Annotated in this window: 16 protein-coding genes; 7 read left to right on the top strand and 9 right to left on the bottom strand. The window is 37.4% G+C overall.

The window, feature by feature from the left end:
- Positions 1-120: 120 nt before the first annotated feature.
- The 3 genes from ABXH34_RS07365 (at position 121) to clpX (ending at position 2,799) form a co-directional block, all read left to right on the top strand.
- On the top strand, positions 121-573 hold the full coding sequence (locus tag ABXH34_RS07365) for a nitrogen fixation protein NifZ (protein ID WP_353571225.1): 453 nt from the start codon (positions 121-123) through the stop codon (positions 571-573).
- On the top strand, positions 570-1,430 hold the full coding sequence (gene nifM, locus ABXH34_RS07360) for a nitrogen fixation protein NifM (RefSeq protein WP_353571224.1): 861 nt from the start codon (positions 570-572) through the stop codon (positions 1,428-1,430). The genes ABXH34_RS07365 and nifM overlap by 4 nt, the downstream gene beginning before the upstream one ends.
- A gap of 91 nt (positions 1,431-1,521) precedes the next feature.
- Positions 1,522-2,799, top strand: coding sequence for an ATP-dependent Clp protease ATP-binding subunit ClpX (clpX, locus tag ABXH34_RS07355; RefSeq protein WP_353571223.1), 1,278 nt, complete (start codon positions 1,522-1,524; stop codon positions 2,797-2,799).
- Between the two features lie 56 nt (positions 2,800-2,855).
- Here the strand turns inward: clpX and ABXH34_RS07350 are convergent, their stop codons facing one another.
- The gene (locus ABXH34_RS07350) at positions 2,856-3,494 is read right to left on the bottom strand and encodes a class I SAM-dependent methyltransferase (RefSeq protein WP_353571222.1); all 639 of its coding nucleotides are present in this window, start codon (positions 3,492-3,494) and stop codon (positions 2,856-2,858) included.
- A 28-nt stretch (positions 3,495-3,522) separates the two neighbouring features.
- The gene (locus ABXH34_RS07345) at positions 3,523-3,876 is read right to left on the bottom strand and encodes a hypothetical protein (protein WP_353571221.1); all 354 of its coding nucleotides are present in this window, start codon (positions 3,874-3,876) and stop codon (positions 3,523-3,525) included.
- A 528-nt stretch (positions 3,877-4,404) separates the two neighbouring features.
- On the opposite strand from ABXH34_RS07345, the gene ABXH34_RS07340 reads away from it, so the two are divergent.
- Genes ABXH34_RS07340 through ABXH34_RS07330 form a run of 3 tightly spaced genes read left to right on the top strand, consistent with a single transcriptional unit; the run spans position 4,405 to position 7,115 of the window.
- Positions 4,405-5,262, top strand: a complete 858-nt coding sequence (locus ABXH34_RS07340; RefSeq protein ID WP_353571220.1) for an FkbM family methyltransferase — start codon at positions 4,405-4,407, stop codon at positions 5,260-5,262.
- A 55-nt stretch (positions 5,263-5,317) separates the two neighbouring features.
- A complete protein-coding gene (locus ABXH34_RS07335; RefSeq protein WP_353571219.1) occupies positions 5,318-6,169 on the top strand; it encodes a polysaccharide deacetylase family protein in 852 nt (283 codons plus the stop codon).
- Entirely contained in the window at positions 6,162-7,115 is a 954-nt protein-coding gene (locus ABXH34_RS07330; RefSeq protein ID WP_353571218.1) for a sulfotransferase, read from the top strand. Before ABXH34_RS07335 ends, ABXH34_RS07330 begins: the two co-directional genes overlap by 8 nt.
- Here the strand turns inward: ABXH34_RS07330 and ABXH34_RS07325 are convergent.
- Positions 7,101-7,979, bottom strand: a complete 879-nt coding sequence (locus tag ABXH34_RS07325) for a hypothetical protein (protein WP_353571217.1) — start codon at positions 7,977-7,979, stop codon at positions 7,101-7,103. The two genes, ABXH34_RS07330 and ABXH34_RS07325, sit on opposite strands and share 15 nt — an antisense overlap.
- A 9-nt stretch (positions 7,980-7,988) precedes the next feature.
- Positions 7,989-9,209, bottom strand: a complete 1,221-nt coding sequence (locus ABXH34_RS07320) for a hypothetical protein (protein WP_353571216.1) — start codon at positions 9,207-9,209, stop codon at positions 7,989-7,991.
- Positions 9,210-9,427: 218 nt separating this feature from the next.
- Between ABXH34_RS07320 and ABXH34_RS07315 the strand changes: the two genes are divergently transcribed.
- Entirely contained in the window at positions 9,428-10,012 is a 585-nt protein-coding gene (locus ABXH34_RS07315; RefSeq protein WP_353571215.1) for a peptidylprolyl isomerase, read from the top strand.
- Positions 10,013-10,239: 227 nt separating this feature from the next.
- On the opposite strand, the gene ABXH34_RS07310 is transcribed toward ABXH34_RS07315, so the two are convergent.
- From ABXH34_RS07310 to modA, 5 genes are all read right to left on the bottom strand, one after another.
- A complete protein-coding gene (locus tag ABXH34_RS07310) occupies positions 10,240-11,280 on the bottom strand; it encodes an NADP(H)-dependent aldo-keto reductase (RefSeq protein WP_353571214.1) in 1,041 nt (346 codons plus the stop codon).
- 221 nt (positions 11,281-11,501) lie between these two features.
- Positions 11,502-12,575: a molybdenum ABC transporter ATP-binding protein gene (modC, locus tag ABXH34_RS07305; protein WP_353571213.1), complete on the bottom strand. Its 1,074-nt coding sequence runs from the start codon at positions 12,573-12,575 to the stop codon at positions 11,502-11,504.
- A 166-nt stretch (positions 12,576-12,741) separates the two neighbouring features.
- On the bottom strand, positions 12,742-13,170 hold the full coding sequence (locus ABXH34_RS07300) for an MAPEG family protein (RefSeq protein ID WP_353571212.1): 429 nt from the start codon (positions 13,168-13,170) through the stop codon (positions 12,742-12,744).
- An 86-nt stretch (positions 13,171-13,256) separates the two neighbouring features.
- Entirely contained in the window at positions 13,257-13,949 is a 693-nt protein-coding gene (gene modB, locus ABXH34_RS07295) for a molybdate ABC transporter permease subunit (protein ID WP_353571211.1), read from the bottom strand.
- A gap of 15 nt (positions 13,950-13,964) precedes the next feature.
- Positions 13,965-14,735, bottom strand: a complete 771-nt coding sequence (gene modA / locus ABXH34_RS07290; RefSeq protein ID WP_353571210.1) for a molybdate ABC transporter substrate-binding protein — start codon at positions 14,733-14,735, stop codon at positions 13,965-13,967.
- Positions 14,736-15,020: the final 285 nt, after the last annotated feature.

Raw genomic sequence — 15,020 nt, 5'->3', positions numbered from 1 at the left:
GTGTATTGTTATTTATATCTGCAGCAAAAACATCTATTATCGATTGTCCATATAAATTAGCACCACAACCCAAAGTGACTAAAATTAACACTCCATATTTAAGATTATGAGGACACAACCATGCAACCCCGCTATGAATACGGCGCAGAAGTCAGAGTGATTCGCAACATCCGCAACGATGGCACATTTGCGGGCAAAAACACGGGGCAACTACTCGTACGGCGTGGCAGCATTGGTTATGTGAAAGATGTCGGCACATTTTTACAAGACCAAGTGATTTACTCAGTCCACTTTATAGATGACAACGTTGTGGTTGGCTGTCGAGCAGAAGAGCTTATTGACGGCAATGCAGCATGGATACCCAGCGAATTTGAGTTCCGTGACAAAGTTAAAACTAAACTAGCATTAGGCGTAAAAGGCAACATTTTAGCCGAAAAAGGTGAACAAGGTGAAATTCTCAAAGTCTTGCGTGATACACCGGGCGGAGTTGCCTATCATGTCATCTTCCCAAATCATCAATTACAAGTACCCGAAACTGCTTTAGAAGCAGTTATCAGTGAGGAATTAGAATGAGTGTTGCTTTACCTGCACCTGAATTACGTTATCTCACATTACAAACCGCATTGGAAGTCCATGGGCGTGATTTAGCGGCGTTAAATGAATCCGAAATGGAACAAATTGTCGAAAACGTCAAAATTCAATATCAACTGCATAGCCTCATACTTTCCTCACCTCAAGCGGCGAATACCTTAATCAGTGAAGCCCAACTCGAATCCAGTTTAAATGCCATTCGTGAACGCTATCCCAGCCAAGAGGAATTTATTAGCGATTTGGCGCGTAATGGTTTAAATGTTGATCTCTTAAAAGCGTCTTTGCGTCGTATTTTACATGCAGACAATGTTTTAGTTTCGGTAGGACACGGTATTGAACCCGTCACCGATTCAGAAGTCCGAGCTTTTTACGCCAAATATCAACAACGTTTTAACACCCCAGAAACACGCTCAGCCCGACAAATTTTGATTACAATTAACAATAATTACGCTGAAAATACCCGTGAGCAAGCACAAAAACGCATTGAAGCCATTGCCAGCGAGTTAGGTGCACGCCCTAAGCCAGAACAATTTTCCCAATTAGCAGTAAAACATTCTGAATGCCCTACCGCAGCAGAACAAGGCAAACTAGGACAGATTCCAGTAGGGAAATTATATCCAGAATTAGACAAAGCCTTATTTGAACTAGAAACAGGGACTATCAGTAGCGTATTAGAATCAGAGTTAGGTTTTCATTTACTATTCTGTGAGCAGATTCATCCCGCCGAAAAACTCACTTTAGAACAAGTACGAGACAAAATTAGTCAAAGTTTAGGACAACAACGCAGTAAGCAATTACAAGCTGCATGGATTCGTTCACTCACTGGACAAAATCAATAAAATGAGGATTGGCAGTCCTGAAAGCGATAAATGGCGAGTGTTTTCAAGCGATAAAATTGCCAGCCTTGAGAGTTGAAAAAGGATTCTTATCATGGATAACAAAGATAAAAAACGACCGCCAGTGTGTTCCTTTTGTGGTATCGAACAAAGTGCTGAAACCCCTTTAATCACGGGTAGCGATGGCTATATTTGTGAAGCATGTGTCGAATTAGCACATCAAGTGATTAGCAGTTGGGGACGTAAAAAAGCCTTACGTGAAATCCACAGTCCACCGCCACTAGAAATCAAAAATTTGCTTGACCAGTACATTATCGGTCAGGATTTAGCCAAAGAAGTGCTATCGGTTGCGGTTTATAACCATTACAAGCGTTTGCGCCATGGTCGTCAAAGCACCACCTTACATGATAGTGATGAACACGTAGAAATAAGTAAATCTAATGTGTTATTGCTAGGCCCTTCAGGCACAGGTAAAACCTTATTGGCTTCAACTTTAGCAAAAATTGTCGGTGTGCCGTTTGCGATTGCGGATGCAACGACTTTGACCCAAGCGGGTTATGTTGGTGAAGATGCGGAAAGTATTTTAGTGCGTTTACTCGATGTGGCAGATGGCAATATTGAACATGCGGAATGGGGTATCGTCTACATTGATGAAATCGACAAATTAGCCCGCGTTTCTGAAAGTGCGGTTGTTTCACGCGATGTTGGCGGCGAAGGTGTGCAACAGGCATTATTAAAATTAATCGAAGGCACACAAGTTAAATTACCTGCTAAAAATCAACGTCGTGAAGAAGGCAAAACCATTACCTTAGACACACAAAATATTTTATTTATTGTCGGTGGTGCGTTTGCAGGTTTAGAACAACACATTACGCAACGAGTACAACCTAAGCAAAATAATATTGGTTTTCATACCGCCTTTGATGATGTGGACAAGCTCAGCCCAGAGCAATTATTGGCTGAAGTGCAACCTGCTGATTTACGCCGTTTTGGGCTTATTCCTGAATTCATTGGACGGTTGCCGATTATCGCAGTATTGGAAGAATTAGACGAAGAAGCGTTAGTTAAAATCTTAACTGAGCCACGCAATGCGTTAACCAAACAATATCAACAACTTTTTGCTTATGAAGAGGCGGGGTTAGATTTTACGGAAGATGCGTTAAAAGCAATTGCTCGTCATGCCTTAGAACGTGGAACAGGTGCGCGTGGTTTACGTAGTATTTTAGAGCATTTATTACGCAAAACCATGTTTGAATTACCATCACGTAAAGATGTGGAACGTTGCCTAATTGAAGAAAGCGCGGTTGAAGGTGAAAGTGAAGTTCATTTGGAACTAAAAACTGAGCAAGCCGTTTCTGCAAATGCTTCATAGTAAAGTATGTTAGTGTCATTTTACTGTAGCGGCATGGTAATATTTCTGTGCCGCTGTTAAGGCTTTTGTGCCTCTAATGTAAAAGATTCTAACTGTAAAAAGCCTGAAGGTAATCTTTTTTCATTTTCTAAATCACGTAACTCTTTATCCTCACTTACATTCAATTGATATTTTGTAATATTATGAAAACCAGCACGCTCTAAAGAAGAACGCAATATTTTTTCATTGTAAATAAATAAATGTCCCCAATCACGCACAAAATTATTAATCACAAAAACACTATCAGCAAAGGGTGCGGCTTTTACAAATTTTTGAGTTGCCCATTGAATATAATCGTGCTGTAGCTTGGATTTAGGCTCTTTGTATAAATCCATCAAAAAATCCAAATTGGGTGTTGAAATTCTAATTTTACCACCACTATCTAAAACCCGATAACTCTCTGATAACATATGTAAACCCTGCTCATAAGTGATATGTTCAATCATGTGCTCGCTAAAAATATAATCAAAAACATTATTTTCAAATGGAAATAGTTTTTTTGCATCAAGATGAACGACTTTAGAGGTTGTTGGATTAAAGTCAGTATTCAACCAACCAAGCTTTACATTGTTTCCTGCACCAACATGTAACTTCTTAATATTATTGTTTTTAAGATAAAATTGAATTTGAATCGTACTATTAATATTAGATTGCATTACATTCATCCATCAAAATAATGTGTATTTAAAATTTCCTGAAATTAGCAAGTATATTCACTTTAGAATAAAATGAATATAGTACTCGATCTTGCCAATCATTGGAGGTATATTTTTGTTCTTCTGTGGAAGTTTCAAAATTCAATTGCCAGTAACAGGTTTCAGTGCATTGACCGTTTGGACTGATTTCCATGTAAGTTGCAGGTGCCAATTTGCGTACCCCTTTAAGCATGGTATAGGGTGCGGGCACAACCGCATGGAAACTCATGTAATTATGTAAAGCCACGGGATCAATATCACCTAAAGCTAGCAAAGAGGATAAATTTGATGCAAAATGAAATGATTTAGGCAATGCAGAATAATACAAAGGTTTAATGCCCAAGCGATGTTTTTCATTTGGAGTAAGCCCGCACCATCAGACCCACGAGGGGTCAAAATGTCTGAAGCTTGTTGAAGTTTTGGGGTTTGAGAATCAAAGCGAATTTCGCCAAGAATGCCACACATGATAGGAAACCGTTCTGTTTGGATGGGTTTATTAAGGTCGTTGAAATGTCGTAAAGATTGACCTATGTACACTGTAGCAGTGTACTATCATAAATATGATTCATTGTAAATTTAAATACTTGCAAGTTTTTAATTATTCGAGGATTTATACGATTTTCTTTAACAAATTTAAAATGAATTAAATTCTATACATTTTGCTTCTTGGTTAGCATTGTTTATTTCTCTAATTTAGCATTTTTACCTAATTTTTTTCTATTGGCATAGTTGGTCTGGGTAGTTACAAAAAACTATTGTATCTCGTTTCCGCTCATACCATCCTGTTATTCCAATCTCAATATTTTCTATTCAGCTATGCTGTATAATGTTAAGCAGCATAGAAAGTTCTAATATTTAAGAAGGAATAACCATGAGTCAATTACGAAAAACTTTGCTAACAGCCATAAACCGTGTTGGTCGTATCATCCCAAAAAAATTACAACGTCGGCTTGCTGATTCTCCTATTGTATTACACGCTTTTGAAAAACTATCTAATAATCAATTAGAAGAAATTCAAACTCCTGAAGGTTATTCATTGATAATTAACCCATTGTTTCATTCCAACTTAATTCATTCTGGTCATTTGAAAGATCATGAACCTGACACCAGAAGTATCATTTCACAATCAACAAAACAGAATATGATTGCTTACGATATTGGTGCTAATGTTGGTGTATTTTCTTTTTTATTTGCATCTATTGTTGGTGATGATGGAAAAGTATATGCATTTGAACCCGAAGAAAATAATTACATTTGTCTTGAGAAATCATTAAAAAAATATTCTAAAAATAACATCATATTGGATAAAAGAGCTGTTGGAGACTCCAAAGGTGTTGCACAATTTGATCGGAGAGGTGGGGCGTTTTCTGGGCGTTTAATTGATAGTGAGCAATACAATCCAACTGCTAATATTAAACAAGTTGAAGTCGTCAATATTGATTATCTTATTGAACAAGAAAACTATCCTGTTCCCGATATATTAAAAATTGATGTTGAAGGTAATGAAGCAATAGTGCTAGAAGGAATGCGTAATACTTTAGAACAGCATAGCCCTATTATTATTTGTGAATTACACACACACCTTGGTGAAACGGTGGAGCGAGTCATCAGCTTACTGACTAATAGAGGTTATCAAGTATCAGACGTGGAATTGAAGTCTGATCAGACTCAGCCACAGCAAGAAACCAAATCAGGAGACAGACACATCATTGCAATCAAGCAATGCTAATTTTCACATTATGTCATTGTAATACCTGTATTATTAGATATAAAAAGCGATTAAAATGAAGAAATTATTGATATTACGGTTCGATATTGATACACATATTTGTATGGCTCAAGGTGTACCTGCATTATTAACTTTGGCTGAGCAAATGCAGGTAAAATTCAATTTCTTTGTCAATATGGGGCGTGCTGTTTCGCATGTGCAAACATTGAAAGAAATGTGGCAAAAAAAAAACGCGTCCTCACCTATTACTGCTAAATTATCAAACACACAAAGATTAGGAAAAAAAGGCTATATAAAAGTAGCGGCTTCAAACCCTCCTGTGGGTATAAATTATCCTAAAATTTTGCAACGTGTAATTAAGGAAAAACACCATTTAGGTTTGCATGGTGGCCGAAATCATGCGCTATGGCAACGAAAAGCCCATACTTGGAATATTGAGAAATTAAGAAATGAGATTGAATGGGGTATTAAGCAATTACGTGTAGCTGGTATTGAAAATATTAATAGTTTTGCATCTCCTGGTTGGAATGGTTCGCAATATTTGCCACAAATATTAATGGAAAATGGATTTCAAATACTTGCTGATCAACATGATATTGATTTGCATAAGATTGAAAAAATACAGGATACATCACTATTGACTGTGCCTACTAATTTACTTGGTGAACCTGGTGGCGTTGGATATATTGAATATTTACGTGTCCGTTATAAAACTGATGAGACAATGTTAAATGTGTTTTCTCAAGACTTGCAGAAACATCCTCACCTTGCTGTGTTATACGATCACCCTGTCTACGCTGGTATGCAGGAATTAGAATTTGTCCGAAAATTAATTATGCTGGCACAAGAACAGTCATTTGAAATCGTCAATTTTGATACAGCTTGTCAAGGAGTGGAGCGTGTTTAGAAAACCTGTCATTATTCTTGGTGCACCGCGCTCTGGTACTTCTTTGCTTATGAAAATTATACGAGAGCATCCTAGTTTTGCCTCTGTTCCACGAGAATCTGATGTAATTTGGAATACTTATTGTCACCCATCACTTAATAATTGGGATGCCGAAGGCATTGATAGTCAAAGAATAGATTCTGAAATGGTGGATAAAATTAGGAATATATTTGAACAGTCTGCTTTATCTGCAAGTACGTGGCAACGTTGGTCAGAATTAGGTGGATTCAAATTAATGAAACATCCTATAAGCTCAGCTATTATTCGTAAAGCCTATCATCCAGCTTTTGCACTGTTAACAGTATTACGCAAAACTATGCCTCGTCATGATAGCCAAAAATCTCATCGTTTAGTTGATAAATCCGTACATTGTCCATTGTGGTTAAATTTAGTTGATGCAGTTTTCCCTGATGCTTTATATATTCATATCACTCGAAATGGTCTGTATAGTGTAGATTCGATGCTGGATGGTTGGTTACTAGACTCTAAGCGTTTTAATACTTATCGTTTACCTGAGTTAAATATTCAAGGCTATGAAGGAACTGATTGGAACTTTGCATTGCCCTATGGCTGGCGTGATTATGTAAATCAACCGTTAGAAAATGTAGTTTCATTTCAATGGATTACAATACAAGAAGCTATTTTAAAACATTTGGATACTCCAGCTCTACAACAAAGAAATATACAAATTAAGCTGGAAAATTTAACGCATTATCCTATTGAAACATTAAAGCAACTTGCAGAATTTATCCAAGTTTCAAATGAGTTTAGCCAGTATGAACAAGATATGCCTATAATCAATGCCAGTAGTACTAAACGTGATACTGCTAACCTACGTTATCCAGAAAAAATAGCGAATATTTCTACATTATTAGAGCCATTACAAAAACGTCTAGGATACGAATAAACGAACCCATTTTGTGATAGCCCACAACCCAATATCGCCAACCAATGTCACGATACGAAATCCTGCAATGATAATGGCGGTATCGGCCAGTTGCATGGATAAGTTAAGTAAATTTCCAGAAATCACTTCAAATATACCTATGCCTTGTGGCGCAAAAATCATCAAATAGCCAACACTCCACGAAAAAACATAGCTGCCTGCAACTTCTAATAAATGGGTTTGGCTCAATAACTGGGGGAATGCCGACAAGTAACTAATAAAAGAGCTAGAAGCCATTGTCCAAATAAATAAAAAAAGACTTGCTGCTTTAAAATATTGGTATTTATCAAGTTTTGGTAATTTGAAGTATTTATATGACCACAACCATGGCACAATTAAAATACCAAATAAGCTGATGAGTGCAGATAATCCCGCCGCTATACCCCAAAAATCACTCAATCCCCGAAAATAAAAAACTAAGCTCCCTCCTATCAAAAAGCTCATAAATATGGATTGTATGCTTTCTAATAAAAATAATGCGCCAAGTTGTGATTTTTTAACGCCTAATTGATGGAAATCAACCATTTTACTGACAGAATGCCAAATGCCACCCGGAATATAACGTGCAGGCAAACGATTGACATGAATATAAAATATTTGCGGGTAACTTAATTGAGCGAATAAAGCACGGAGTTGTAATTTTGCTTCCAATACTAAAATAAGTTGCACACCTATCCAAAACAAAGCTGCAAGAGCTAAATTGCTCCATTGAGTTTTTGCCAGCAACGTTTGTAGTAAATCTTGGGATTGCCATGCAAAATAAGCTAAACACAATAAAGCCAATACAGTAAATGCTGATTGGATAAAACGTAAGTAGGGTTTCATTATTTCAACTTATTGTTTAAATTCAGGTATAGGTATACTTCCCCAATCAAAATCATCTTTGTCTTTTAATTTTTCAACATCGATTTTATCTGTAATCACTTGAGCAGGTTTAGGTTTGTTGGGAAGCGTAGGTGGTTTTGCATTATTAGGGTTTGCAGTAGCGGCTTTGACTTGCATTATAATGCTCAGTTGGTTATTTTTACGCGTATTCTCCGTTTTCACATTATCAAACAATCCCATTTTCTCATATGCTTTAACATATTTTCTAGGATCAAGTGAATCACCTTCAACTGTAAAACTAAGTCGACTCAATTCATATTTCCATGCTATAAGCCGTACATTATTAGATGGCAGATTTTTAACCACAGCTCCCATCAAATCCAATTGATGTGGGTAAGGATTTAATTTGACCAATTTATCTACAGCTTGCTTGCCCTGCATGGCTTTAGTTTTTGCAGTTAAAATCGGGGTTGCATCACTACTCAATGTTTCAATTTGCTGTTCAATTTGAGTAATCGCTTGTTGCCATTTGAAAATAGTCACACCATACCAAGCGAGGGCAATGACAAATACCGCTAAGCCTAACAACACCCATAAACTTTCCTGCTGCAAAGCGATGGTATTAATACTGGTGCGATGATAACCCCAAGGTTTATTTAATAATGCAGATGCCATTGGCTGTGGGATTTCAGTATTAATCGCTAAACTACAGGTTCTTTGAAAGTCAGCCCATTGTTTTAAACTTGGCTCAGTTGGCCACCAGCGGCTGTGTTTTAAAATATCATCCTGCCAATATTGTGCTTCAATTCCTTCCATACATTGAATGAGCTGAGCCCCTTCTTCTTGTTTTGGATGTAATAAAGTTTCTGGAATTGCATAGGCTGATTTTATTTTAAATTCTTGCTGCTGTTCTACTTGTATTTTTTCATCCCATATCCAAACTTGTGCTAATGCACCTTGCCATACAATGTAATTTGCATACTGGGTTAAGGGTGTCCATTGGCGAATTTTAAGCTTGAGTGCTTCACTTCGTCGAGCGGCTGGAATCGTGGTTAAATCAAATAATCGATAAAAACACAGACTACGCGCAACAATCCATTCACGTTTGCCTGATTTTGTGTTGGGTTCAATAACTTCTTGGCGTTTGTGCAGATAGCGTTGTTGTGAGGATGGCGATTTGCGTAAAAAGCGATCTAGCATGGGTATTTGATTGGTTAAAACTTGAGTCACAGTATAATCTAGTTGTTTGAATGATAAAATAGGCTAATATTTATTAGGCTTTAGCCATATTAGCCAAAGCTATATGAACTATAGTCGTTTTATTCTAAGATGATATAGGACTGGTAGTCCTTAGTTTTAAAAGCAATTGATATTTAAAGTTTTATAGGACTGCCAGTCCTAATGCCCAAAACGAAATTGACTATATATTCCACAATGGAGAATGTTTGATGAAACGTCGTGATTTTATTACTGCTCTTGCCACTACAGCAGCGGCTTACCCTTTGATTCATGTTGCGGATAGTATTGGTGCAGCACCGAAGAACCCTAAAGTATTTTTTGATATTACAGCAAATGGTGATCCATTAGGGAAAATCATAATGGAATTAAGAGCTGATGTTGTGCCTAGAACCGCTGAGAATTTCAGAGCGTTGTGTACAGGTGAGCATGGTTTTGGTTATAAAGGCAGTGCTTTTCACCGCGTGATTCCACAATTTATGTGTCAAGGTGGGGATTTTACCAACGGTAATGGTACAGGTGGGAAATCCATTTATGGTGAATCATTTGAAGATGAAAACTTTATTTTGAAACACACAGGACAAGGGATTTTATCCATGGCGAATCGTGGACCTAATACCAGTGGCTCACAATTCTTTATTTGTACGGCCAAAACACCATGGTTAGACAATAAGCATGTTGTATTTGGTTCAGTGGTTGAAGGTTATGAAACGGTTGCTAAAATGGAAGGCTTAGGCACACCTTCAGGTACGACGCGTGCTAAAATTATCATTGCAGATTGTGGTGAAGTGAAATAGTTTTTCTGTAAAAAGCAAGCCTATCTCTTTCTCGGAAATAGGTTTGCTTTATAGTCGTTTTACTTTAAAGTGATACAGGACTAGCAGTCCTAACACATAAACCAAAATTAACTATGTCAATCAGGCTAAGAAAGTGTCCAAAAACTATTTCCCAATTTTATTTTCCATGTTTTAGTGCAGACAATATTCATTTTCCGTGAAATAGGGAAGTAAAAAATGGACAGTCACTAAGGGCAAGGATTTGAATATTGCTCATGAATTACTTCGATACCTGTGAGCACGTCATCAGATAAGCTTAAATCAATACTGGCGATATTATCTTTTAACTGCACCATCGTGGTTGCCCCAATAATATTACTGTGTAAAAAAGGACGACTATTTACATAAGCTAAAGCCATTTGTGCTGGGTCTAAACCATATTGCTGGGCTAAATTAACATAAGCTTGGGTGGCTTTTACCCCAGATTCATGTTTAATATAGCGATCAAAACGTGAGAATAAGCTGATACGGGCATTTTCAGGACGGGCATTGTTTAAATATTTACCCGACAGTACGCCAAATGCTAACGGTGAATAAGCCAATAAACCCACATTTTCACGATGACTGATTTCTGCTAAACCGATTTCATAGCTGCGATTTAACAAATTATATGGATTCTGAATACTGATAATACGAGCTAAATTGAGTTGTTCAGCAAGTTTTAAAAAACTCATCACACCCCAAGCAGATTCATTTGAAACCCCAATATAACGCACTTTTCCCTCTTTGATTAATTCAGTCAGCACGGTCAAACTTTCTTCAATCTCAATCCTATCTTCATCAATTTGTGGTGTATAGCCTAATTGTCCAAAAAAATTAGTATTTCGATGAGGCCAATGTAATTGATAAATATCTACATAATCAGTTTGTAAGCGTTTTAAACTGTTTTCGATTGCTTGGCGAATATGGGTACGATCTAAACGTGCACCACCGCGTACATGAGGTGCGATTTCTCCAGGCCCTGCAACTTTGGTTGCAATAATTACTTTATCTCGCCATTGGCGTTTTTGTAGCCAGTTTCCGATATAGGTTTCGGTTGAACCATAGGTTTCTGGGCGAGGGGGTACGGCGTAAAGTTCCGCTGTATCGATGAAATTGACACCTTGGGCAAGTGCATAATCTAATTGTTCAAAAGCTTGAGCCTCTGTATTTTGTTCTCCCCAAGTCATTGAGCCTAAACAAATTCGACTGACTTCTAAATCACTGTTACCCAGCTTGTTGTATCGCATGAAATATTCCTAAATGAGGTGTTTGGGTGATTGGTTTCAACGCTTTCTTGAAAAATATGGCTCATCTTAGTGATGATATATGGGAAGTTAAGATAATGATTTCTAGCCAACTGTTTTATCATTCATTCTTTTATTAGGACGGCTCATCCTGAAAATGAGACATGTTGATGATGTTCAGATGGAATTGACTATAGAACTCATTTGGTATCTGAAAAAATTTATTATTCTGTCATTGCGACCGATTTAATTAACGCATACAACTCTAAATTAGGATGTAAATTTAAACGTTCGACAGACTGTTGAGTCACTTCAGAAAATAGATGCTGCCCATCACGCAAACGTAAACGTACTAATACTTTGTGCTCTGATTTAGGAGTTAATTCAGTAATAGTGGCTGGCAAATGATTGGTAATACTTAAATCTTTTGGGTCTGATAAAGCCAAGCTCACATCTTTGGCCAAAATACGGATTCGCACCGATTTGACATGTATCGGGCTACTTTCTGAAAGCCACAAAACGTCTTCGCCTAAACACACAGGATGCCAACCTGACTCCACTCGATGCCGAGGTTCACCAACTAATACCGAGACCGCGCCTTGTTCATCAAATAAGGGAGAATCAGGACGTGATAAGGCTTGTTGCAAGGTTTCAATAATTTCAATTGTGCCTTGCTTCATAAATACGATACGATCAGCTAACCGTTCCACTTCAGGCGGCGTGTGAGTGATATAAAATAAAGGAATCTCAAATTCTGCAACCAGTTCTTCAATCAAGCTCAATAACTGATGTTTGGCACGCCAATCTAATGCCGATAATGGTTCATCCATAAATAGGAGTTTTGGCCGCATCAATAAGGCGCGTGCAATGGCTACTCGTTGACGTTCGCCCCCTGATAAAAAGTTAACTTTTCGATCCAATTTGTCAGCAATATCAACTCTATGGGTAATTTGTTCAAAATCCGCAGCTTCAAGATTTTTAGGTAAGCGATTGATGGCATAAGCTAAATTTTGTTTAACCGTTTTATGAGGAAATAACGCGGCATCTTGAAACACAAAACCGATATGACGTGATTGAGGAGCTAAACGTTTATGTCCTTGTTGCCACACTTCGCCATCAACGGTTAAATCGCCTTGGGTTCGCTTATCCAAACCACTAATGGCGCGTAATAAACTGCTTTTACCACTACCAGAACGACCGAATAATACAGTAACGCCAGACAATGGCAGCTCAAACGCTCCGCTCCGCAATTCAAAACGTTCATCAAACCGTAGTTGTAGATTTCCTCGCATCATCATTTTATAGTCAATTCTATCTTGGGTGTTAGGACTGGCAGTCCTATTATTGTTTAAATATCAATCAGTCTTAAAACTTAGGACTGCCAGTCCTGTATCACTTTAAAGTAAAATGACTATAGTGCTGTGCTAACTCTGTTCTGTTAATTTTAAAATTAAGAATATTTTACTAGATATATGATGGCATCATTTGCACAAAATACAGACACCACATACTAATTAAGATAACAACCCCAAACAAAAATGCTTTCATTCGAGATCGAACATTATTATGTGTTGTGTGTATGTAACTATGAATGTAACGCGATGCAACAAATACCCAAGCTAATATTATTTGCACAATTTCAACTTGCTCTGTGACAAATAGCAATATTGCAATAACATAAAACAGGATAGGTAATGCCAATAAATTATCATAATTATGGCTTACTTTTGTTAGGTAATCAGGGGCTTTATCACCTTGATTGAGTTCATAATATTTGGGGTTTAAATCACCTTGTTTTACCGCTGCAAACCGTAGCTTACCAAGCCATATTCCAATCCCAAAGGTTAAAGCAACTAAGGCAAATATGGGTAATAATATTAAATTTTGTTCCATTGTGTGTTCTCTTCTTGAAATGTGAGCTTGCATCTAAGCGTGGCAAAGTTTCATCATCAAATAATGATTTTCTAAATCAAAAATATCTAGCCTACTTTCACCCCAAATCGTCGATTTAACCCATACACCAACATCAAAACAAATAAGGAAAATACCAGCATAATGCCTGATAAAATATGTGCTTGGGTGTATTCCAAATTTTCCACATGGTCAAAAATATCAATTGAAACCACTCGAGTTTGCCCCGGAATATTACCACCCACCATTAACACCACACCAAATTCACCCACCGTATGTGCAAAAGTCAATGTCGCTGCCACAAGAAAACCACGCTGTGACAAAGGCAAAACAATGGTGAAAAATTGGTCAAGCGCATGTGCTCGAAGTGTGGCTGCAGCATCGAGTAAGCGTTGAGGAATTGCTTCAAAAGCGTGCATTAGCGGTTGAACGGTAAACGGTAGCGAGTAAAACACTGAGCCAATAATAAGGCCTGTTTTGCTAAACGTGAGTTGCCCTTCAAAACCAAACCAGCGTAAAAATTCTGTGACTGTGCCGTTCGGATTCATAATGATGAGTAGGTAAAAGCCTAACACCGTTGGCGGCAATACGAGAGGAAGTGCAATTAATGCTTCTAAAACCACTTTCATTGAAGAACGCATTCGGGTAATCCACCACGCTAGCGGTGTGCCAAGTAGCAATAAAATCAGGGTAGTGATGGTGGCGATTTCTAAGGTCAGCCAAATCGGTTGTAAATCAATCTCCGCACCAAATAATTGCATTATATAAAAAGTCTCTTATTCTGGAATGCTGTAACCATATTTTTCAATAATTTCAATTGTTTTATCTGACTTAATATAATCTATAAATGCTTGTGCGGCGAGATTATTTACGCCACGTTTTAACATCACAGCCGCTTGATTAATCGGTTCATAATCTGATTGAGGAATAATCCAGTATTCACCTTTATTTTGCGCGGGACTATCGGGGTCGACAAGATGTGACAGTGCGACAAAACCCAATTGTGCATTACCTGTTATTACATATTGAAACGCATGTGCGATACTTTCACCATTGACTAATTTAGATTTTACAATGTCATATAAGCCTTTATTTTTTAAATAATTAACGGCTTGTGTCCCATAAGGTGCTGTTTTTGGGTTGGCAATTGCAATAAAGCGATATTTAGATTGAGTCAAAACGGCTTGTTTTTGAGTTGCAACAGGTAAGCTGGCACTATATAAAGCTAACGCGCCTTGTGCATAAACAAAATAGCTATCTTTAACCGTTAAACCTTTGTCTATTGCTGCTTTGGGTATTTTTTCATTGGCGGCAAAAAATAGATCAAATGGTGCGCCATTGCTAATTTGAGCAAATAATTTTCCTGTAGGGCCAAAAGAGAAACGTGCTGTGTGCTCGGTATCTTTGGCAAATGCTTGCCCAATTTCTTCTATGGTTTTGCTGAAGTTAGCAGCAACCGCGACTGTGATTTCTGCGGCTGAAAGGTTTGAGGTGATAAAGAGGCTTAAACTGAATACACATAATTGATAATAAAGCATCAACTTCATGAATTGTATTTCCTAAAAGGACTGTACACACATGCAATCCTATTACATCAAAGCCCTAAAAGTCTAGTTTATGGCTATGAATGATTTTTATAGGCAAGTTAGTCAACTGTATAATGCTAGATTATTTAGAAATCACTTAAAAATAGAAATGCAGAATAGATTGGCTAAAGCTTACTGGTAAATCAACTCCAATCTACTAGTCTATAATGTTCTCATATTTTTTATAATTCAAAGTAAATGGAATAAGAAATAGAAAGTTCCAAATATAGTAGGTTTTGGAACTCT

Origin of the sequence: Candidatus Albibeggiatoa sp. nov. BB20 (assembly GCA_016744725.1) — a bacterium.
Lineage (GTDB): Bacteria > Pseudomonadota > Gammaproteobacteria > Beggiatoales > Beggiatoaceae > Albibeggiatoa.
This window is presented reverse-complemented; position numbering and strand designations above follow the sequence as displayed.

What these genes read in the sequence shown, in the direction of transcription:
- ABXH34_RS07335 (WP_353571219.1), top strand. Translation starts at nt 5,318, where the DNA reads ATGAAGAAATTATTGATATTACGGTTCGATATTGATACACATATTTGT.
- modB (WP_353571211.1), bottom strand. Translation starts at nt 13,949, where the DNA reads ATGCAATTATTTGGTGCGGAGATTGATTTACAACCGATTTGGCTGACC.
- ABXH34_RS07365 (WP_353571225.1), top strand. Translation starts at nt 121, where the DNA reads ATGCAACCCCGCTATGAATACGGCGCAGAAGTCAGAGTGATTCGCAAC.
- clpX (WP_353571223.1), top strand. Translation starts at nt 1,522, where the DNA reads ATGGATAACAAAGATAAAAAACGACCGCCAGTGTGTTCCTTTTGTGGT.
- modC (WP_353571213.1), bottom strand. Translation starts at nt 12,575, where the DNA reads ATGATGATGCGAGGAAATCTACAACTACGGTTTGATGAACGTTTTGAA.
- ABXH34_RS07315 (WP_353571215.1), top strand. Translation starts at nt 9,428, where the DNA reads ATGAAACGTCGTGATTTTATTACTGCTCTTGCCACTACAGCAGCGGCT.
- ABXH34_RS07325 (WP_353571217.1), bottom strand. Translation starts at nt 7,979, where the DNA reads ATGAAACCCTACTTACGTTTTATCCAATCAGCATTTACTGTATTGGCT.
- nifM (WP_353571224.1), top strand. Translation starts at nt 570, where the DNA reads ATGAGTGTTGCTTTACCTGCACCTGAATTACGTTATCTCACATTACAA.
- ABXH34_RS07310 (WP_353571214.1), bottom strand. Translation starts at nt 11,280, where the DNA reads ATGCGATACAACAAGCTGGGTAACAGTGATTTAGAAGTCAGTCGAATT.
- modA (WP_353571210.1), bottom strand. Translation starts at nt 14,735, where the DNA reads ATGAAGTTGATGCTTTATTATCAATTATGTGTATTCAGTTTAAGCCTC.
- ABXH34_RS07300 (WP_353571212.1), bottom strand. Translation starts at nt 13,170, where the DNA reads ATGGAACAAAATTTAATATTATTACCCATATTTGCCTTAGTTGCTTTA.
- ABXH34_RS07340 (WP_353571220.1), top strand. Translation starts at nt 4,405, where the DNA reads ATGAGTCAATTACGAAAAACTTTGCTAACAGCCATAAACCGTGTTGGT.
- ABXH34_RS07350 (WP_353571222.1), bottom strand. Translation starts at nt 3,494, where the DNA reads ATGCAATCTAATATTAATAGTACGATTCAAATTCAATTTTATCTTAAA.